Origin of the sequence: Phytobacter diazotrophicus, assembly GCF_052061655.1 — a bacterium.
Classification (GTDB): Bacteria; Pseudomonadota; Gammaproteobacteria; order Enterobacterales; family Enterobacteriaceae; genus Phytobacter; species Phytobacter diazotrophicus.
Genome location: NZ_CM125428.1, coordinates 2,690,814 through 2,711,361, shown reverse-complemented (window position 1 = coordinate 2,711,361; position 20,548 = coordinate 2,690,814). Strand labels below are relative to the sequence as shown.

Sequence of the window (20,548 nt, the reverse complement as noted above, 5' to 3'; positions counted from 1 at the left end):
TGACGTTAGAATCTCCGATTCTTCATGCATAAGTAACAGAGGCAAAATAAATATTATGAGAATCGATAAGATCCAACTCAGAAATTTTAGATGTTTTGAACAGCTCGATGTTACTTTTCATCCCCAAATGACGGTTTTGATCGCGCCAAATGGTGCGGGTAAGACGACTATTCTCGATGCTGTGCGTATTGCATTATGGCCGTTTGTTAAAGGCTTTGACTTGGGAAGCCAGACAGGAAAGTCGGCAACCATCCAGATTGACGATGTTCGACTGTTGCGAAATCAGCAAAACATGGAACCCGTGCTGCCCAGTGAGATCATTGCTACTGGCAGCAATATTGGCCCAAAAAACAAATTGGAATGGTTACAACGACGTGAGCAGGTAAAACCTCGGACTCAAACCAAAGGAAATGCTCGCACAGGTGATTTGATGCGTTGGGCATCGAAGATCCAATCCGATATTTATTCAAATCAAGAAAATAAACCCGTCGACAACCTGCCACTGATTGTTTATCTCGGTACCGGACGTCTGTGGTACCAGGGACGTTATACTTCCGAAGCTGAAGATAAAAAACTCGATAACAGCGTATTCTCTCGCCTCTGGGGCTATCAAAACTGCCTCACAGCCACATCAAGTTATAAACAGTTTGAAACATGGTATGGATGGGTTTTCCGCAGTTATCGCGAGTTGCAAATTACCCAGTTGGAAAACAAAAGCCAGGCGGAAAATAATGAGCTTACAAGCTTTGCTGCAGCAATTACTGTCGTACAAACAGCAATAAATCAACTAACAGAAAAACTCACCGGCTGGCATGACCTACAGTATCGCTCTAGCATGGGGCAGCAGTTAGTCATGGAACATCCTGAGCAGGGGTTTATACCGTTGGAAATGCTCAGTGATGGCTTACGCAATATGGTTGCAATGGTTTCGGACATCGCATTTCGCTGCGTCAAGCTTAATCCCCATCTCGGGGAGCGGGCTGCGTTTGAAACCCGTGGTGTTGTTCTTATCGATGAAGTGGATATGTTCCTACATCCTGCCTGGCAGCAAACTGTGTTAGGCGCTTTGCAAACCGCATTTCCAAAACTTCAGTTTATTGTGACAACTCACAGTCCACAGGTGATAAGTACTGTCAGCTCTGAGTCTGTTCGTGTACTGGGTGAAAATGTCGAGGGAGTAACTATTGCCGGGAAACCTTTAACAAACACCTATGGCGAACCAAGCAACAAAGTTTTGCAGACTGTTATGCAGGTGGACCCACAACCCCCCATTAAAGAAAAAGAACACCTTCAAAGACTTACTGAATTGGTTGACCAGGGGCAGAGCGATAAAGACGAAGCCAGGAAACTAATGAAAGAACTCATTAAATCTTTGGGTGACCAACATCCTCAATTACAACGCCTGCAAAGAAGCATTGAAAGACAGCAACGACTGGCTGAATGGAAACAAAAAAAATGAAATTTATCATTCAGTCTCCGCTTGAAGTTTATGGCCTGGCTCAGGCGCATGCATCCCCACCGAATACCTCAGAGCAGGCAACCAGTCGCTGGTCTTCTTTTGGACATAAGGATACGGTTCTGCGTTGTCTGCTTAGACAGCAATATCAACTCTGCTGTTACAGCGAAGTTCGGGCTGACTTACTTGGAATTAGCCATCATATAGAACATGTTGAAAATAAAAATCAGAACCCTTCCCGAACGTTTGATGAAACGAATTTAGCCGCAAGCGCATTGAGCACCGATGATATACCCCGTTTGCAAAAAGCAGACGTTTTCGGGGGTCATGCTCTGGGTAAGCGCACTGCAGTCGACCTTGCACAGTTCGTTTCCTGTTTTAGCCCAGACTGCGCTAGCTATTTTCACTATTTGTCTGATGGAAGAGTTGTACCAGGAATTCAACTTCTGGAATCCGAACGAATCAGAGCTCAGTACACTATTGATTTACTTAATCTTAACAGTAACTATTTGAAAAACTTACGCATGGATTGGTGGACGGAGCTTGAAAGACTTGAACAAGAGCATATCCGCGATGATTGGGACCTCTACCAACTCATACAACTTGATCTTGTACCTACACAGCACAACCAACTGACACAGTTTTTTTCACTCACACGTCAATTCTTCGGTCCATTAGCAGAAGAAGTGTTGAACACCTATGCTCCTCAACTCGTTTAAAGAGATCAGGTGGCAATGTCCATTTCTCATTCAACGCCCGGCAAGCCATAGCCTGCCGGGCCTCTTCTCTTACTCGCCGGCCAGCCGCTTGTACTGGGCGTAACGGTCTTTGGCATCCTGCTCGGTCTGGGCAAACAGCGTATCGGCTATCTCCGGCGAGGTACGTCCCAGCGAGGCATAACGCACTTCACCCATCAGGAAGTCACGGAAACTCTCTTCCGGCTCTTCCGAATCGAGAATAAATGGGTTTTTCCCTTTCGCCAGCAGTTGTGGGTTATAGCGCCAGAGGTGCCAGTATCCGGCCTCTACCGCGCGCTTCGCCTCGCTGATACTGCGCCCCATCCCCGCTTTCAGACCGTGGTTAATACAGGCCGCGTAGGCAATCACCAGCGACGGTCCCGGCCAGGCTTCGGCTTCGGCAATGGCGCGTAGCGTCTGGGCTTTATCGGCCCCCATCGCCACCTGAGCGACATACACATTGCCATAGCTGACGGCCATCATTCCCAGATCTTTTTTGCGCGTCCGTTTGCCTTCGGCGGCGAACTTGGCAATGGCAGCCACTGGTGTGGATTTCGATGACTGGCCGCCAGTATTGGAATAGACCTCGGTATCAAACACCAGAATATTCACATCCTCACCGGAGGCCAGCACATGGTCGAGGCCGCCAAAGCCAATGTCATAGGCCCAGCCGTCCCCACCGAAGATCCACTGCGAGCGCTTGGTGAAGTAGTCCTGATTTTGATACAGGCGATTAAGCAGGTCATCGTCGCCCTTTTCAGCCGCCAGCAGCGCGCTCAGTTTTTCCGCCCGCGCGCGGGTACCTTCACCGAGATCTTTGTTCTCCAGCCAGTCGCGCAGCGCCTGCTGCAAATCCGGATGCAGCGGTTTTTCCAGCACGCTGGCCGCATCACTGGCCAGTTGTTCACGAATAGCGCGGCCCCCCAACATCATCCCCAGACCAAACTCGGCGTTATCTTCAAACAGCGAATTCGCCCAGGCCGGCCCCTGGCCTTTGTGGTTGGTGGTCCATGGGATGGACGGTGCGCTGGCCCCCCAGATAGACGAACAACCCGTGGCGTTGGCAATCATCATCCGGTCGCCGAAAAGCTGAGTGATTAAGCGCGCGTACGGGGTTTCGCCGCACCCTGCGCAGGCGCCGGAGAACTCCAGTAACGGGGTTTCAAACTGACAGCCTTTGACCGTGGCTTTGCTGAACGGGTTCTCTTTGGGCGTCAAGGCCAGCGCGTGATCCCACACCGGGATCATCGGGCGCTGGCTGTCGAGGGGTTGCATCGCCAGGGCTTTGCCTTTCGACGGGCAAATATCCACGCAGTTACCGCAGCCAGAGCAGTCGAGCGGCGAGATAGCCAGATGATACTCATAGTGTTTGGCCCCCTGCGCGGGCTTGCTCAGCAACGCAGCAGGAGCCACTTCGCGCTCTTCGCTGCTCAACAGCGCCGGGCGAATGGCCGCGTGCGGGCAGATAAAGGCGCACTGGTTACACTGGGTACAGCCTTCTGGCTGCCAGACCGGCACCTGCATGGCGATACCGCGTTTCTCCCAGGCGGCAGTGCCGGGCGGGAATGTCCCGTCTTCCATACCCAGAAAAGCGCTGACAGGCAGTCTGTCGCCGTTCTGGCGGTTCATCGGCTCAAGGATATTGCGAATAAAGTCCGGCATCAGTTTGCCGTCCTCTTTCTCCTCCTCTTCTGCATACGCCCAGTGGTCGGGAACGATAATCTCCTGTAGCGCATCCATCCCCAGATCGATCGCGGCATTGTTCATATCCACCACGTTCTGCCCTTTGCTGCCATAGGATTTTGCCACCGCTTTCTTAAGGTGCGCCGAGGCGGTTTTGGCATCAATAATGTCGGTCAGTTTAAAAAAGGCCGCCTGCATCAGCATATTAAAACGCCCGCCGAGGCCGAGTTTACGTGCGATATCGACCGCGTTCAGGGTGTAAAACCGCACCCCCTGGCGGGCAATAATGCGCTTCATTTTATTGGGCAGATGGCGCTCCACCTCTTCGCCAAACCAGGTGCAGTTGAGCAGGAAAATCCCGCCCGGATTAATGCCATCGAGCAGATCATATTTATCGACATAAGACTGCTGTGAACAGGCAATAAAATCCGCGTTATGAATCAGATACGGCGAAGTGATCGGGCGCTTACCAAAGCGCAGATGCGACAGGGTTATCCCACCGGATTTTTTCGAATCGTAGGCAAAATAGGCCTGCGCGAACATCGGCGTGTTATCACCGATAATTTTGATGGCGTTCTTATTGGCGCTGACCGTGCCATCGGAACCCAGCCCCCAGAATTTACAGGCGGTAATACCTTCACGAGAGACGTGAATGTCATAAACCGGTACCGGCAGCGAGGTGTGGGTAACATCGTCAAAAATCCCCACCGTAAAGCCATCCATCGGCAGCGGTTTTTTCAGGTTTTCGAACACAGAAACAATGTGGCCTGGCAGAACATCTTTACCGCCCAGCGCATAACGGCCACCAACAATCAGCGGTGGGTTTTCGTGATGATAAAAGGCATTTTTGACATCCAGACACAGCGGTTCCGCCTGCGCGCCCGGCTCTTTGGTGCGGTCGAGCACGGCAATGCGCTTCACGCTGGCGGGGATCTTCGCCATAAAATGGGCCAGCGAGAAAGGCCGGAACAGATGCACGGAAACCAGGCCGACTTTTTCACCGCTGTCGATCATCGCATCCACCACCTCCTGGATGGTGTCGCACACTGACCCCATCGCAATAATGATTTGCTCAGCATCCGGCGAACCGTAGTAATCGAACAGGTGGTATTCGCGCCCGGTGATACGGTAAATCTCCGCCATATACCCTTCGACAATCTCCGGCAGCGCCTGATAAAAGCGGTTGGAGGCCTCGCGTTCCTGAAAGTAGATGTCCGGGTTCTGCGCCGTGCCGCGAATGACCGGGTGATCCGGGTTTAAGGCATTGCGGCGAAACTGATTGAGTGCCTCCTGATCCAATAACGGCGCCAGCTCTTCATGTTCCAGCACCTCGATTTTCTGGATTTCATGGGAGGTACGAAAGCCGTCAAAGAAGTTGATAAAGGGCACGCGGCCTTTAATCGCAGCGAGGTGCGCCACCGCCGACAGATCCATCACCTGCTGGACATTGTTTTCCGCCAGCATCGCGCACCCGGTCTGGCGCACGGCCATGACATCCTGATGATCGCCGAAGATATTCAGCGAGTTGGTCGCCAGCGCCCTGGCGCTGACATGAAACACCCCCGGCAACAGCTCGCCCGCAATCTTGTACAGATTGGGGATCATCAACAGTAATCCCTGTGACGCGGTATAGGTTGTGGTCAGCGCTCCCGCCTGCAATGCGCCGTGTACGGCCCCTGCCGCACCGGCTTCTGACTGCATCTCCATCAGACGCACCGGTTGACCAAACAGGTTTTTCTTACCCTGTGCCGTCCATTCGTCGACGTTTTCCGCCATCGGTGTTGAGGGGGTGATGGGATAAATCGCCGCAACATCAGTAAAGGCATAGGAGATCCAGGCCGCCGCAGCGTTGCCATCCATCGTTTTCATCTTTCCGGACATTTCTCGTTCCTCGAATGTGAGAGGCAAAGTCGCCGCCTGCTGACGGCAAACCGTAGTACCCCTGCATTGCACAGCCTGTGCCATATCGGGAAAACGCAATATCCGCGTTCAAATTCAAGGTATTAACTAAAAGTCCTGACTTGTGAGTCTTCCGACATTGCGCGGAATAAGACAGGCAGTCCGACATCCTGTTGAACAGCTAACAAAGTGTCAGCGCCGCCACGGCAGCGGCGGATGCGGCGGCGAATTGTCCTGTTTCCAACAATTGGTCTGCATATTGTTCAGTGTTTGTTTTGCCACCCACAGAGGCGGTAAATATAAAAATCAATAAATACAATAAATTATAGGTTATGGCACGGCTGGTATGTTCCCTGCACTGGTTAATGGGCAAACACACAAACAGGAGAACACACCATGACCATGCGTCAATGCGCCATTTATGGCAAAGGTGGGATCGGCAAATCCACCACCACGCAAAACCTCGTCGCCGCTCTCGCGGAAATGGGTAAAAAAGTGATGATCGTCGGCTGCGACCCGAAAGCGGACTCCACCCGTCTGATCCTGCATGCGAAAGCGCAGAACACCATTATGGAGATGGCCGCCGAAGTGGGTTCAGTGGAAGACCTTGAACTGGAAGATGTGCTGCAAATCGGTTACGGCGGCGTGCGTTGTGCAGAATCCGGCGGTCCGGAGCCAGGCGTGGGTTGTGCAGGCCGCGGCGTTATTACCGCCATTAACTTCCTTGAAGAAGAAGGCGCCTATGTCAGCGACCTCGACTTTGTCTTCTATGACGTCCTCGGTGACGTGGTCTGCGGCGGGTTCGCCATGCCGATTCGTGAAAACAAAGCGCAGGAGATCTATATCGTCTGCTCCGGGGAAATGATGGCGATGTATGCCGCTAACAACATCTCCAAAGGCATCGTGAAATACGCTAAATCCGGCAAGGTACGCCTGGGCGGGCTGATTTGTAACTCTCGTCAGACCGACCGCGAAGATGAACTGATCATCGCGCTGGCAGAAAAACTGGGCACCCAGATGATTCACTTTGTGCCACGCGACAACATCGTCCAGCGCGCGGAAATTCGCCGTATGACGGTTATCGAATATGACCCGAAATGCAACCAGGCCGACGAATACCGCGCGCTGGCGAACAAGATCGTCAACAACACCCTGATGGTCGTCCCGACCCCTTGCACCATGGATGAACTGGAAGAGTTGCTGATGGAGTTCGGCATTATGGATGTGGAAGACGCCAGCATCATCGGTAAAACCGCCGCCGAAGAAAACGCGGCCTGAGCCGCCTTGTAACAGGAACACAGTTATGAGCAATGCAACAGGCGAACGTAATCTGGAAATTATCCAGGAAGTGCTGGAGATCTTTCCCGAAAAAACGCGCAAAGAACGCAGAAAGCACATGATGGTGACCGACCCGGAGATGGAAAGCGTCGGGAAATGCATCATCTCTAACCGCAAATCGCAGCCGGGTGTGATGACTGTCCGCGGCTGCTCCTACGCCGGGTCGAAAGGCGTGGTTTTTGGGCCGATTAAAGATATGGCCCACATCTCCCACGGCCCGATCGGCTGTGGGCAGTACTCCCGTGCCGGGCGGCGCAACTACTACACGGGGGTCAGCGGCGTTGATTCCTTCGGGACGCTGAACTTTACCTCTGATTTTCAGGAGCGCGATATCGTCTTCGGCGGCGATAAAAAGCTCACCAAACTGATTGAGGAGATGGAGGAACTGTTCCCGCTGACCAAAGGCATCTCCATTCAGTCGGAATGCCCGGTTGGCTTAATCGGTGACGATATCGAAGCGGTGGCGAATGCCAGTAAAAAAGCGCTCAACAAGCCGGTGATCCCGGTGCGTTGCGAAGGCTTTCGCGGCGTGTCGCAGTCGCTCGGTCACCATATCGCCAACGACGTGATCCGCGACTGGGTGCTGGATAACCGCGAAGGGAAGCCCTTCGAATCCACCCCCTATGACGTGGCCATCATCGGCGATTACAACATCGGGGGGGATGCCTGGGCGTCGCGCATTCTGCTTGAAGAGATGGGGTTACGCGTGGTGGCGCAGTGGTCCGGTGACGGCACGCTGGTAGAGATGGAAAACACCCCGTTCGTGAAGCTGAACCTGGTGCACTGCTACCGCTCTATGAACTACATCTCTCGCCATATGGAAGAGAAACACGGTATCCCGTGGATGGAGTACAACTTCTTTGGCCCGACCAAAATCGCCGAATCGCTGCGTAAGATCGCCGATCAATTTGACGACACCATCCGCGCCAATGCGGAAGCGGTGATCGCCAAATATCAGGCGCAGAACGACGCGATTATCGCCAAATACCGCCCGCGTCTCGAAGGCCGCAAGGTGCTGCTCTATATGGGTGGCCTGCGTCCTCGCCATGTGATTGGCGCGTATGAGGATTTGGGCATGGAGATTGTCGCCGCCGGGTATGAATTTGCCCATAACGACGATTACGACCGCACCCTGCCGGACCTCAAAGAGGGCACGCTGTTGTTCGACGATGCCAGCAGTTATGAACTGGAAGCCTTCGTGAAGGCGATTAAGCCGGACCTCATTGGCTCAGGCATCAAGGAAAAATACATTTTCCAGAAAATGGGGGTACCGTTTCGCCAGATGCACTCCTGGGATTACTCCGGCCCGTATCACGGCTATGACGGCTTTGCCATCTTTGCCCGCGATATGGACATGACGCTCAACAATCCCGCCTGGGGCGAGTTGACCGCACCCTGGCTGAAATCAGCCTGAATACTATCCTGACATCCCGTTTGTTCACCGATTTGTGGCGCGGGAGGAGAACATCATGAGCCAAACTGCTGAGAAAATTGTCACCTGTCATCCGCTGTTTGAACAGGACGAATACCAGACGCTGTTTCGCAATAAGCGCGGTCTGGAAGAGGCGCACGACCCGCAGCGCGTGCAAGAGGTTTTTGAATGGACCACCACGGCGGAGTACGAAGCGCTGAACTTTAAGCGTGAAGCGTTAACCGTCGATCCGGCAAAGGCCTGCCAGCCTTTAGGATCGGTACTCTGCTCGCTGGGTTTTGCCAATACGCTGCCTTATGTGCACGGTTCCCAGGGCTGTGTGGCCTATTTCCGCACCTATTTTAACCGTCATTTCAAAGAGCCGATCGCTTGCGTTTCCGACTCTATGACAGAGGATGCGGCGGTCTTCGGCGGCAACAACAACCTTAACACCGGGTTGCAAAATGCCAGCGCCCTGTACAAACCGGAAATTGTCGCCGTCTCCACTACCTGTATGGCGGAGGTTATCGGCGATGACCTGCAGGCCTTTATCGCCAACGCCAAAAAGGACGGGTTTATCGATGCCGCCATTCCGGTGCCCTACGCCCATACGCCAAGTTTTATCGGTAGCCACATCACCGGCTGGGACAACATGTTTGAAGGTTTCGCCCGGGCATTTACCGCCGATCACGTGGCGCAACCGGGCAAGCTGGCGAAGCTAAACCTGGTGACCGGTTTTGAAACCTATCTTGGCAATTACCGCGTGCTCAAACGCATGATGGCCCAGATGGAGGTGCCCTGTAGCCTGCTGTCTGACCCGTCTGAGGTGTTAGATACGCCAGCCGACGGCCACTATCGCATGTATGCGGGCGGCACAACGCAACAAGAGATGCGCGACGCCCCCGATGCTATCGACACCCTGCTGCTGCAACCCTGGCATCTGGTGAAGAGCAAAAAAGTGGTGCAGGAGTCCTGGGGCCAGCCCGCCACAGAAGTGTCCATCCCGATGGGACTGACCGGGACCGACGAACTGCTGATGGCGGTCAGTCAGTTAACCGGCAAACCGGTGGCCGATGAACTGACGCTGGAGCGTGGGCGCCTGGTGGATATGATTCTCGATTCACACACCTGGCTGCACGGTAAGAAATTCGGTCTCTACGGCGATCCGGATTTTGTGATGGGGCTGACGCGTTTCCTGCTGGAACTGGGCTGCGAGCCGACGGTTATCCTCTGTCATAACGGCAGCAAGCGCTGGCAGAAAGCGATGAAGAAAATGCTTGAGGCATCGCCCTACGGTCAGGAGAGCGAAGTGTTCATCAACTGCGATCTGTGGCATTTCCGCTCGCTGATGTTCACCCGCAAACCGGACTTTATGATCGGCAACTCGTACGCCAAATTCATCCAGCGTGACACCCTGGCGAAAGGCGAGCAGTTTGAAGTTCCTCTGATCCGTCTTGGCTTCCCGTTGTTCGACCGCCACCACCTGCATCGCCAGACCACCTGGGGTTATGAAGGGGCGATGAATATCGTCACCACCCTGGTCAACGCCGTGCTGGAAAAAGTCGACCGCGACACCATCAAACTGGGCAAAACGGACTACAGCTTCGACCTTGTCCGCTAACCATAATGCGCCCCGCCTTGTGCGGGGCAGCAAGGGGGAAACGATGCCAATAGTGATATTTCGTGAGCGCGGGCCGGATCTGTGGTGTTACATCGCCAAGCAGGACCTTGAGGCAAAAGTCATCGCGATTGAACATGACACCCCGGATAACTGGGGTGGCGCTATTTCTCTGGAGGGGGGACGCCAGTATATCGTCAGCCTGCAACCTGGACGCCCCACCTTCCCCATCAGCCTGCGCGCCACGCGCGGCGCACTTTTGTGAAGGAGGTCAGATGAACGATAACGATGTCCTTTTCTGGCGCATGCTGGCGCTATTTCAGTGTCTGCCGGAACTGCAACCCGCGCAGATCCTGGCCTGGCTGACAGGAGAACGCGACGACGCCTTAACCCCGGCGTACCTCGATAAGCTCAATATCCGCGAACTGGAAGCGACCTTCCCGTCTGAAACGGCGATGATGTCGCCCGCACGCTGGAGCCGCGTTAACGCGTGCCTTCACGGTACGCTGCCCGCGCACCTGCAGGTAAAAAGCACCGCTCGTCAGGGGCAATTACGGGTAGCCTTTTGTTCACAGGATGGATTGCTGATCAATGGCCATTTTGGTCAGGGGCGGCTGTTTTTTATCTACGCCTTCGATGAACAGGGTGGATGGCTGCACGCGTTACGCCGTCTTCCCTCTGCCCCGCAAAGCCAGGAGCCGAATGAAGTTCGCGCGCAGCTCCTGAGTGATTGCCACCTGCTGTTTTGTGAAGCCATTGGCGGCCCTGCGGCGGCCCGGCTGATTCGTCACAATATCCACCCAATGAAAGTGTCGCCTGGGATGTCCATTGCCGCCCAGTGCGATGCCATTACCGCACTGCTGAGCGGACGTCTGCCACCCTGGCTGGCAAAACGTCTTGAGAAAGCCAACCCGCTGGAAGAGCGGGTGTTTTAACCTGCGATCCCCTGCGTCTGACCTGCGGATGCAGGGGGCCTTTCCCCGTTGTCCTCAATACGCCAATTGTCTGCTTTGTCGTAAACCTGACAGAGTATTCCCTTTAAAAATCAATAACTCATTCCTGGCTTGCGAATTGCAGCATTGGGCACAGCCCACCAAGTCAATGAGGTCACTATGAAGGGAAATGACATTCTCGCGCTGCTGGATGAACCCGCCTGCGAACACAATCACAAACAGAAATCCGGCTGTAGCGCCCCTAAACCCGGTGCAACGGCGGGTGGTTGCGCGTTCGACGGCGCGCAAATCACCCTGCTGCCGCTGTCGGATGTGGCGCACCTGGTCCACGGACCGATTGGCTGCACGGGAAGCTCCTGGGATAACCGGGGCAGTATGAGCTCCGACCCCAGTCTCAACCGGCTCGGCTTTACCACCGACCTGAACGAGCAGGATGTCATTATGGGGCGCGGCGAACGGCGGCTTTTCCATGCGGTGCGCCACATCGTCAACCGTTATCACCCTGCCGCCGTATTTATCTATAACACCTGCGTTCCGGCGATGGAGGGGGATGATATTGACGCCGTCTGTCAGGCGGCGGAAACCGCCACCGGCGTGCCAGTGATTGCCGTTGATGCCGCCGGGTTCTATGGCAGCAAAAACCTTGGCAACCGTCTCGCGGGTGAAGTGATGGTTAACAAGGTCATTGGACGGCGCGCGCCTGCCCCCTGGCCGGACGATACCCCCTTCGCGCCGGAACACCGCCACGATATCGGTCTGATTGGCGAATTTAATATCGCCGGGGAGTTCTGGCACGTTCAGCCGCTGCTCGATGAACTGGGTATTCGCGTGCTGGGCAGCCTTTCCGGGGATGGCCGTTTTAGCGAAATCCAGACCCTGCACCACGCGCAGGTCAATATGCTGGTCTGTTCAAGAGCGCTGATCAATGTTGCCCGCACCCTGGAACAGCGCTATGGCACCCCCTGGTTTGAGGGCAGTTTTTACGGCGTGCGCGCCACCTCCGATGCCCTGCGTCAACTGGCATCCCTGCTTGGCGATAGCGATCTGATTGCCCGCACCGAAGCCGTTATTGCCCGCGAAGAAGCCACGGCAAATCAGGCGCTGGCCCCGTGGCGCGAACGGCTACAGGGGCGCAAAGTGCTGCTCTATACCGGCGGGGTGAAATCCTGGTCGGTGGTCTCCGCATTGCAGGATTTAGGGATGACCGTCGTGGCGACCGGCACGCGCAAATCCACCGAAGAAGATAAGCAGCGTATTCGCGAATTAATGGGCGATGACGCGCTGATGCTGGAAGAAGGCAATGCCCGCACCCTGCTGGATGTGGTGTACCGCTACCAGGCGGATTTGATGATCGCCGGGGGGCGTAACATGTATACCGCGTACAAAGCGCGGCTGCCGTTTCTGGATATCAACCAGGAGCGCGAACACGCTTTTGCGGGTTATCGCGGCATCGTCACCCTCGCCCAACAGCTTTGCCAGACTATTGAAAGCCCCGTCTGGCCGCAAACACACGCCCGTGCACCGTGGCAATAAGGAGTGAAAGATGGCAGATATCATCCGTAATCAGAAACCGCTGGCGGTAAGCCCGGTAAAAAGCGGCCAGCCGTTAGGCGCCATTCTGGCGAGCCTCGGCTTTGAGCACAGTATTCCGCTGGTGCATGGCGCGCAGGGATGCAGCGCGTTCGCCAAAGTGTTTTTTATCCAACATTTTCATGACCCTATTCCGCTGCAATCCACAGCGATGGACCCCACCTCAACGGTCATGGGGGCGGATGGCAATATCCTTACCGCCCTCAATACGCTGTGCCAGCGCAACACCCCAAAAGCCATCGTCCTGTTGAGTACCGGCCTGTCTGAGGCGCAGGGCAGCGATATCAGCCGCGTGGTACGTCAGTTCCGTGAGGATTTTCCCCGCCACAAAAATATCGCCCTCCTGACGGTCAACACGCCGGATTTTTACGGCACGCTGGAGAACGGCTTTAGTGCGGTGGTGGAAAGCGTCATCGAACAGTGGGTGCCGGAAAAGCCTCAGCACGGCCTGCGTAACCGGCGGGTCAACTTGTTGTTAAGTCACCTGCTGACGCCCGGTGATGTTGAATTGCTGCGCAGCTACGTGGAGGCTTTTGGCCTGCAACCGGTGATCGTGCCGGATCTTTCGCAGTCGCTCGATGGCCACCTGGCAAGCGGCGATTTTTCGCCGGTCACCCAGGGGGGCACGCCCCTGCGCGTTATCGAACAGATGGGACAGAGCCTGTGCACGTTTGCTATTGGCGTGTCGCTGTCCCGTGCGGCATCGCTGCTGGCACAGCGTAGCCGTGGCGAGGTGATCGTGCTTCCCCATCTGATGACCATGGAACATTGTGACCGTTTCATTCATCAACTGAAGATCATTTCCGGGCGCGAGGTTCCCGCCTGGATTGAGCGCCAGCGCGGACAATTGCAGGATGCGATGATCGATTGTCATATGTGGTTGCAGGATGCCCGACTCGCGCTGGCCGCCGAGGGCGATCTGCTGGCGGGCTGGTGTGATTTCGCCCGTAGCCAGGGCATGCTCCCCGGCCCCGTTGTGGCGCCGGTCAGCCAGCCGGGCCTGCAACAGCTTCCCGTGGAGAAAGTGGTCATTGGCGATCTGGAAGATATGCAGGATTTACTCTGCGATATGCCTGCTGACCTGCTGGTCGCCAACTCCCATGCCGCAGACCTGGCCGAACAATTCTCCATCCCGCTTATCCGCGCCGGGTTCCCTATCTTCGACAGGCTTGGGGAATTTCGCCGCGTGCGTCAGGGATACCCCGGCATTCGCGACACACTGTTCGAGCTGGCGAACCTGATGCGCGAACGTCATCACCACCTGCCCGTCTACCGCTCCCCCCTGCGCCAGCAATTTGCCCAGGACGCAGACGGAGGTCGCTATGCAACATGTTAATCGCCAGTTCAGCACTATCTGTTCCGGTGAATGGTCGATGAAAGTCGCCTTCGCCAGTTCCGATTACCATCACGTGGATCAGCACTTTGGTGCTACGCCACGCCTGGTGGTGTATGGCGTCAAAGAAGATGACGTCACCTTGTTGCGGGTCGTGGACTTTACCGTACTGGCTGGCCATCAAACCGAGAAGATAACCAGCCGCATCAGCGCGCTGGAAGATTGCGTCACCCTTTACTGTGTGGCGATTGGCGAAACGGTATTTCGGCAACTGCTGCAAATAGGCGTGCGCGCCGTTCGCGTGCCCGAAGACACGCCGATTGTCGGCCTGTTACAGGAAATCCAGCACTACTGGTATGACAAAGAACAGCGCAAAAGCACGCGGCTTCGCGATCCCAATCGCTTTTCGCAACTGCTGCTGGAAAGTCAGTGGCAGGACGACGATGAACGCTAAAGATTGTGTCGTTTCTGCGACAAACCTCACATAAACCACGACATTGCGCGTGGGCTTATGTGAGGAGGAATTAATAACTCACTGAAAAACATCATTTTTACGCTCTGGTACTGCTTTTGCTTAATCTTTATACCCGCTGTTGATTAACGCGGTGAATTGCGCCCTGCGCTGTCCGTCATAATCCTGGGAGCTGAGAGCATGTGGAACTATTCCGAGAAAGTGAAAGATCATTTTTTTAATCCCCGTAATGCCCGGGTGGTGGCAGAGGCCAATGCGATTGGCGATGTGGGTTCGATAAGCTGTGGCGACGCCCTGCGCCTGATGCTGCGGGTCGACCCGCAAAGCGAAACCATCCTGGAGGCCGGTTTTCAGACCTTTGGCTGCGGTAGCGCCATCGCCTCCTCGTCGGCATTAACGGAACTGATCATTGGCCGCACGCTGCAAGAAGCGGAACAGGTCACCAACCAGCAAATCGCCGACTATCTCGACGGGCTGCCGCCGCAAAAAATGCACTGCTCAGTGATGGGCCAGGAAGCGCTGCGTGCGGCAATCGCCAACTACCGGGGCGAAACCCTCGATGACGATCATGAAGAAGGCAAACTTATCTGCAAATGCTTTGGCGTAGACGAAGGCCAGATTCGCCGCGCGGTATTGACCAACGGGCTGACCACCCTTGAAGAGGTGATCAACTACACCAAAGCGGGCGGCGGCTGCACGTCCTGCCACGAAAGTATCGAACTGGCGCTGGCAGATATTCTGGCCGAGCAGCAGGCGGCTCCGGCTGTCGCGGTGGAGGCGACAAAAGATCCGCACTGGCAAGAGGTGATCGACGCCATTACCGAACTGCGCCCGCACATCCAGGCCGACGGCGGGGATATGTCGCTGATTAATGTCGCGAATCACAAAGTGACCGTCAGCCTTTCCGGTAGCTGTAGCGGCTGCATGATGACCGATATGACGCTGGCCTGGCTACAGCAGAAATTAATGGAACGTACCGGCTGTTTTATGGAAGTCGTGGCGGCATAAGCCACACCTCACTATCCGTTATGGGGGAATAAAGATGAAACAGGTTTATCTGGATAATAACGCCACCACCCGTATCGACCCGATGGTGCTGGAGGCGATGATGCCGTTTTTGACCGAACACTACGGCAACCCTTCCTCGATTCATGACTTTGGTCTGCCCTCGCGCGGGGCGCTGGAGCGTGCGCATCAACAGGTCGCCGCCCTGCTTGGCGCCGATCACGCCAGTGAAATCATTTTTACCTCCTGCGCCACGGAAGCGACCTCGACGGCGCTGCATGCCTGCATTGAACTGCTGCCGGAACGCCGTGAAATCATCACCACCACGGTGGAACACCCGGCGACACTGGCGGTCTGCGAACACCTGGAGCGCCAGGGTTATCTGATCCACCGTATTGCGGTCAATGCCGAGGGTGCGCTCGATATGGCTCAGTACCGCCAGGCGCTCAGCCACCGGGTGGCGGTGGTCAGCGTGATGTGGGCCAACAACGAAACCGGGGTGATTTTCCCGGTGGCAGAGATGGCGGAGCTGGCCCATGAATACGGCGCGCTGTTCCACTGTGACGCGGTTCAGGCGGTAGGGAAAATTCCGCTGGCGGTCGGTAAAACCGCTATCGACATGCTCTCCTGTTCCGCGCATAAACTGCACGGCCCGAAAGGCGTCGGCTGCCTCTATTTACGTCGCGGCACGCGCTTTCGTCCGCTGCTGCGTGGCGGTCATCAGGAGCGTGGACGGCGCGCCGGCACGGAAAATATAGCCGGGATTGTCGGCATGGGCAGCGCGTGTGAACTGGCACAGGTTCATCTGCCCGGTATGGGTGAAATTGCCCGGCTCCGCGATTATTTGCAGGACGAGCTGGTCACTAGCGTGCCGTCGGTAATGGTCATGGGCGGCAAACAGCCACGGGTGCCGGGGACCGCGAATCTGGCGTTCGAGTTTATTGAAGGCGAAGCCATTTTGTTACTGCTCAACCAGGCGGGGATCGCCGCGTCCAGCGGCAGTGCCTGCGCGTCAGGCTCTCTTGAACCGTCGCATGTAATGCGCGCGATGAATATTCCCTATACCGCCGCTCATGGCAGCATTCGCTTCTCCCTGTCACGCTACACGCGGGAAAAAGAGATTGATTACGTCATCGCCACGTTGCCGCCGATTATCGCCCGGCTGCGGATGCTCTCCCCTTACTGGCAGGACGGTAAACCGCTCCCGGTAACGTCCTCATTTGCGCCGGTTTACGGCTAAACGGAGGCGGCTATGGCCAGTGTGCTGATTAATGACACAACGCTGCGCGACGGCGAACAAAGTCCTGGGGTGGCGTTTCGCGCCAGTGAGAAAGTCGCCATCGCCGAGGCGCTGTTTGCCGCAGGCGTCACGGCGCTTGAGGTGGGAACACCGGCAATGGGTGACGAAGAACGCACCCGTATCCAGCTTGTCCGTCGCCATTTACCGGATGCGACACTGATGTCCTGGTGTCGCATGAACGCCGGGGACATCCGCCAGAGTGCCGATCTGGGCATGGACTGGGTGGATATATCAATTCCGGCGTCAGACAAACTGCGTCAGTACAAATTACGTGAACCGCTGGCGGTGCTGCTGGACCGGCTGGAGAGTTTTATCGGTATGGCGCGCACGCTGGGGCTGGCGGTCTGCGTCGGCTGTGAAGATGCGTCGCGCGCGGATGACGACACGCTTCGCCAGATAGCAAGTATCGCACAACGGGCAGGCGCGCTGCGTTTACGTTTTGCCGATACGCTGGGGCTGCTGGACCCGTTCGCGACGGATGCGTCTATCCGTTCGCTACGGAGCTACTGGAACGGTGACATTGAGATGCACGCCCATAACGACCTGGGGCTGGCCACCGCCAATACGCTGGCGGCCATCCGCGCCGGGGCAACCAGCGTGAATACCACCGTACTGGGGTTGGGTGAGCGCGCGGGGAATGCCGCACTGGAGACGGTCGCCCTCGGTGTGCACCGTTGCCTGGCGCTTGAAAGTGGCGTCGATTTTAGCCAGTTGCCCGCCCTCTGCCAGAAGGTCGCCGAGGCCGCCCAGCGCCCTATCGACGCGCAACAACCGCTGGTTGGCGAACAGGTCTTTACCCATGAATCCGGGGTGCATGTCGCCGCCTTGTTGCAGGACAGAGAGAGCTATCAGGCGATTGATCCGGCACTGATGGGCCGGGAATATCGTCTGGTACTGGGAAAACACTCTGGCCGCCAGGCGGTGGACGGCGTCTTTGCGCGTATGGGGTATCCCCTTAATGCGCTGCAAATCGACGTACTGCTTCCGGCCATTCGCCGCTTTGCGGAGAGCTGGAAGCGTACCCCGAAAGATTATGAACTGATCGCCATTTACGATGAGCTGTGCGGTGAGCCGATACGCCAGGTGGGAGGATGAATATGCAGTGGTTTTATCAGATTCCCGGTGTCGATGAGCTGGAGAGCGCTGAATCCTTCTTTGATTTTTTTTCCGTCCCGTATGAGCCTGCCGTGTTGCGAAGCCGCTGCCTGCTTGTGCTGAAAGCCTTTCACCATAAACTGCGCGACAACGTACCGCTGCGTAATCTGCTGGAGGAGGACACCCGCGCACCGTGGCTGCTGGCCCGGCGGCTGCTGGCAGAGAGCTACCAGCAACAGATTAGCGGAGGTGGACAATGACGCCGATCTTTACCTTTGGCGATGAGGTTCGTGTGACGCGGGCCATTCGTAATGACGGCACCATGCCCGGCTATACACGCGGCCAGTTGCTGGTTCGGCGTGGTAGTACCGGGTTTGTGCGGGAATGGGGCGTGTTTTTGCAGGATCAGATTATCTACCAGATCCACTTTCTCGACGGTGACATCGTGGTTGGCTGCCGCGCGCAGGAACTGATCCCGGCAAGCCAGCCCTGGGATGCCGGGATGCTGCAATTCGGCGATCCTGTCACCGCCTTACAGCCCCTCTCGGTCGATGGCGCGGTGGTGGTCAGCGTCGGCGCAATGGGTCAAATCGAAGCTACCGATCAGGGGCATGACGGCAATAGTTACACTGTCACTTTTTCCGGGCGCTGGTTTCAGGTACCCGCCAGCGCCCTGCGCTTAGCAGAGGAGATCGCATGAGTACAGCCTGGGAGCAATTTGGCCGGCGGCGTCTGGCGAAGAGCCACTGGAAGTGCGAGCCGCAGGAAATTCCCGCCGGTGAAAAAGCGGCCTTTGAACAGGCGTGGCGTCGACAGCGTTTTCTGGAACAGACTGTCGTTCAGCAGGCCCGTGATTTGCCGGTCACCGATGACCTGTTACAGCGTATTGGATCGTCGCTGGCAGAGTTACTCGCTGAGAGTGCGCTTAGTGGTGAAGAGCGCCTGGCGGTGGTGCGTCATCATGCGCTGATGGAGCTGCAATTTGCGCGGATCATCGAGCAGGCACCTAAACCTGATGACCTGACTGTGCTCACCTGGTATCAGCGTAATCAGGAAAAATTCAGGCGCCCGGAGCAGCGGTTAACCCACCATCTGCTGCTCACCGTTGATGACGATAGCGAGAGTGTGCGCCGCCAGGCGATGCAGTTTTACCGGGACATTCAGGCCGCACGTGAGGTATTCCCCCGCCTGGCAAAACGCTATTCCCACTGTCCGAGTGCTTTAGAAGGTGGGCGGTTAGGCTGGATCAGTCGCGGTTTGCTGTATCCCGCGCTTGAATCTGCCCTGTTTGCCTTGCCGGAAAATGGTATCGCCGCACCGGTGGAAACGGAGCTGGGCTGGCATCTTGTCTGGTGTGAACGTATTCGCACGCCTCAGGCGTTGCCACAAACAGAGGCGCTGGAAAAAGCACGGGCGTTTTTATGGCGCCAGCATCAGCAGCAGCGGCAACAGACCTGGTTAAAGCAGTTGATGGCCGGGATGACGGATTGAGTGCGCTGGTTTCTGAGTTTGCGCGTTTTTAAGAACCCTGCCCCGGCTGGCGCTGCGCTTAGCCGGGCTACCTGGCACCGCCCCGTAGATACTGTGAACGTCTTCAATCCCTTAGCCACGGCTGGCTCGTTTTCCCGCGTGATAACCATAGCGACATCTTTGTCCCCCTGGCACGTTCACGGGTTCTGTCGCGACAGAAAAGCAAGGAACATAAGGTGAACGGAACCCACCACCTGTGCCGCATATTCCCCTCACCCTGGCCCTCTCCCCAAAGAAGAGAGGGGGACCGTTCGTGCTCGCATTTTTGTGGGGGTTCCTCACTCCGGGGGAGAGGGAGAAAACCGCTTACAGGATCTGCGGCTTAATCTGCTCCAGCCAAGACGCTACCCGCTCTTCTGTTAAATCAAACTGATTATCCTGATCCAACACCAGCCCGACAAACTTCCCGGCCTCAAGTGCAGCGGAAAAGGAAAAATCATACCCGTCGCCTGGCCACTCACCGACAACCTGCGCGCCACTGCCCACCACCGCGTCATAGAGGGGGCGCAACGCGCTGGCAAAGTTATCCGGATATCCCTGCTGATCGCCAAGCCCAAATAAGGCAACAATTTTACCGCTCAGACTGGCATCAGCCAGTTGATCGATAAACTCCCCCCAGGATTCACTTTCACACCCGGCGGCAAGCCCCGGCAACTGCCCGTCCCCCAGCGTTGGCGTACCGAGAACCAGCACCGGGTAGGACAAAAACGTCTCCAGCGACGTGCGGTTAATATTGACCGGCGCATCCGCCACATCCCCCAGTTTTTGCTGGATCAGTTTGGCGATTTTGCGGGTTTTTCCCGTGTCACTGCCAAAAAAAATACCAATGTTAGCCATGTCGCGCTCCTGTTGAGAAAGAATAAGGCCGCCTGCAAACGGCGGATATCCCTTCTCCTGTTGCGAAGGCTGTGCCAGGTTTTTTGCGGCCTTCTGTGCACTGAAATGGGTGAAAAAATGACTCTTTTTTGTGCAAACGCCGTCCTCTCTCTGCTCTCAAGACCTGCTTTGAAGGCCTCTGAGGGCCAAATCTGGGCCAAAACACGAATCAGGATCAATGTTTCGGCGTGTTACCTGTTCGAAAGGTGCACTCTTTGCATGGTTAATTACACCCAATCAGGGCTGCGGATG

The 20,548-nt window shown here is 56.0% G+C and carries 18 protein-coding genes; 16 read left to right on the top strand and 2 right to left on the bottom strand.

Annotated features, from left to right (window positions below; translation table 11 throughout):
* Positions 1 to 55: 55 nt before the first annotated feature.
* The gene (locus ACS0RQ_RS13315) at positions 56 to 1,459 is read left to right on the top strand and encodes an AAA family ATPase (RefSeq protein WP_271850503.1); all 1,404 of its coding nucleotides are present in this window, start codon (positions 56 to 58) and stop codon (positions 1,457 to 1,459) included.
* Positions 1,456 to 2,175 (top strand): retron system putative HNH endonuclease, encoded by a 720-nt coding sequence (locus ACS0RQ_RS13310; RefSeq protein WP_271850504.1) that lies wholly within the window; start codon positions 1,456 to 1,458, stop codon positions 2,173 to 2,175. The genes ACS0RQ_RS13315 and ACS0RQ_RS13310 overlap by 4 nt, the downstream gene beginning before the upstream one ends.
* A gap of 69 nt (positions 2,176 to 2,244) precedes the next feature.
* Here ACS0RQ_RS13310 and nifJ read toward each other — a convergent pair whose 3' ends face one another.
* Positions 2,245 to 5,757, bottom strand: a complete 3,513-nt coding sequence (gene nifJ / locus ACS0RQ_RS13305) for a pyruvate:ferredoxin (flavodoxin) oxidoreductase (protein ID WP_271850505.1) — start codon at positions 5,755 to 5,757, stop codon at positions 2,245 to 2,247.
* Positions 5,758 to 6,171: 414 nt separating this feature from the next.
* On the opposite strand from nifJ, the gene nifH reads away from it, so the two are divergent.
* The 14 genes from nifH (at position 6,172) to nifM (ending at position 19,381) form a co-directional block, all read left to right on the top strand.
* Positions 6,172 to 7,053, top strand: coding sequence for a nitrogenase iron protein (nifH, locus tag ACS0RQ_RS13300; RefSeq protein ID WP_039078970.1), 882 nt, complete (start codon positions 6,172 to 6,174; stop codon positions 7,051 to 7,053).
* Between the two features lie 25 nt (positions 7,054 to 7,078).
* Positions 7,079 to 8,527, top strand: coding sequence for a nitrogenase molybdenum-iron protein alpha chain (gene nifD / locus ACS0RQ_RS13295; protein ID WP_039078969.1), 1,449 nt, complete (start codon positions 7,079 to 7,081; stop codon positions 8,525 to 8,527).
* Positions 8,528 to 8,582: 55 nt separating this feature from the next.
* The gene (gene nifK / locus ACS0RQ_RS13290) at positions 8,583 to 10,145 is read left to right on the top strand and encodes a nitrogenase molybdenum-iron protein subunit beta (protein WP_039078968.1); all 1,563 of its coding nucleotides are present in this window, start codon (positions 8,583 to 8,585) and stop codon (positions 10,143 to 10,145) included.
* A 43-nt stretch (positions 10,146 to 10,188) separates the two neighbouring features.
* Positions 10,189 to 10,407: a putative nitrogen fixation protein NifT gene (gene nifT, locus ACS0RQ_RS13285; protein WP_039078967.1), complete on the top strand. Its 219-nt coding sequence runs from the start codon at positions 10,189 to 10,191 to the stop codon at positions 10,405 to 10,407.
* A 10-nt stretch (positions 10,408 to 10,417) separates the two neighbouring features.
* On the top strand, positions 10,418 to 11,077 hold the full coding sequence (locus ACS0RQ_RS13280) for a NifB/NifX family molybdenum-iron cluster-binding protein (RefSeq protein ID WP_271850506.1): 660 nt from the start codon (positions 10,418 to 10,420) through the stop codon (positions 11,075 to 11,077).
* Between the two features lie 177 nt (positions 11,078 to 11,254).
* Positions 11,255 to 12,628, top strand: coding sequence for a nitrogenase iron-molybdenum cofactor biosynthesis protein NifE (gene nifE / locus ACS0RQ_RS13275; protein ID WP_271850508.1), 1,374 nt, complete (start codon positions 11,255 to 11,257; stop codon positions 12,626 to 12,628).
* Positions 12,629 to 12,638: 10 nt separating this feature from the next.
* Positions 12,639 to 14,021 carry a nitrogenase iron-molybdenum cofactor biosynthesis protein NifN gene (gene nifN, locus ACS0RQ_RS13270; RefSeq protein ID WP_271850509.1) on the top strand — a complete coding sequence of 461 codons (1,383 nt, stop codon included), beginning with the start codon at positions 12,639 to 12,641 and terminating at the stop codon, positions 14,019 to 14,021.
* Positions 14,008 to 14,472 carry a NifB/NifX family molybdenum-iron cluster-binding protein gene (locus ACS0RQ_RS13265; protein ID WP_039078963.1) on the top strand — a complete coding sequence of 155 codons (465 nt, stop codon included), beginning with the start codon at positions 14,008 to 14,010 and terminating at the stop codon, positions 14,470 to 14,472. The genes nifN and ACS0RQ_RS13265 overlap by 14 nt, the downstream gene beginning before the upstream one ends.
* 198 nt (positions 14,473 to 14,670) lie before the next feature.
* Positions 14,671 to 15,498, top strand: coding sequence for a Fe-S cluster assembly protein NifU (gene nifU / locus ACS0RQ_RS13260; protein ID WP_039078962.1), 828 nt, complete (start codon positions 14,671 to 14,673; stop codon positions 15,496 to 15,498).
* Between the two features lie 34 nt (positions 15,499 to 15,532).
* Positions 15,533 to 16,735, top strand: coding sequence for a cysteine desulfurase NifS (gene nifS / locus ACS0RQ_RS13255; RefSeq protein WP_271850510.1), 1,203 nt, complete (start codon positions 15,533 to 15,535; stop codon positions 16,733 to 16,735).
* A gap of 12 nt (positions 16,736 to 16,747) precedes the next feature.
* Positions 16,748 to 17,890 (top strand): homocitrate synthase, encoded by a 1,143-nt coding sequence (nifV, locus tag ACS0RQ_RS13250; protein WP_271850511.1) that lies wholly within the window; start codon positions 16,748 to 16,750, stop codon positions 17,888 to 17,890.
* Between the two features lie 2 nt (positions 17,891 to 17,892).
* The gene (locus tag ACS0RQ_RS13245) at positions 17,893 to 18,150 is read left to right on the top strand and encodes a nitrogenase-stabilizing/protective protein NifW (RefSeq protein ID WP_071194320.1); all 258 of its coding nucleotides are present in this window, start codon (positions 17,893 to 17,895) and stop codon (positions 18,148 to 18,150) included.
* Positions 18,147 to 18,590: a nitrogen fixation protein NifZ gene (locus tag ACS0RQ_RS13240; RefSeq protein WP_271850512.1), complete on the top strand. Its 444-nt coding sequence runs from the start codon at positions 18,147 to 18,149 to the stop codon at positions 18,588 to 18,590. The genes ACS0RQ_RS13245 and ACS0RQ_RS13240 overlap by 4 nt, the downstream gene beginning before the upstream one ends.
* Positions 18,587 to 19,381: a nitrogen fixation protein NifM gene (gene nifM, locus ACS0RQ_RS13235; RefSeq protein ID WP_271850513.1), complete on the top strand. Its 795-nt coding sequence runs from the start codon at positions 18,587 to 18,589 to the stop codon at positions 19,379 to 19,381. Before ACS0RQ_RS13240 ends, nifM begins: the two co-directional genes overlap by 4 nt.
* Before the next feature lie 345 nt (positions 19,382 to 19,726).
* Here nifM and ACS0RQ_RS13230 read toward each other — a convergent pair whose 3' ends face one another.
* Complete coding sequence (locus ACS0RQ_RS13230) at positions 19,727 to 20,257, bottom strand: flavodoxin (protein WP_271850514.1); 531 nt, start codon at positions 20,255 to 20,257, stop codon at positions 19,727 to 19,729.
* Positions 20,258 to 20,548 lie beyond the last annotated feature (291 nt).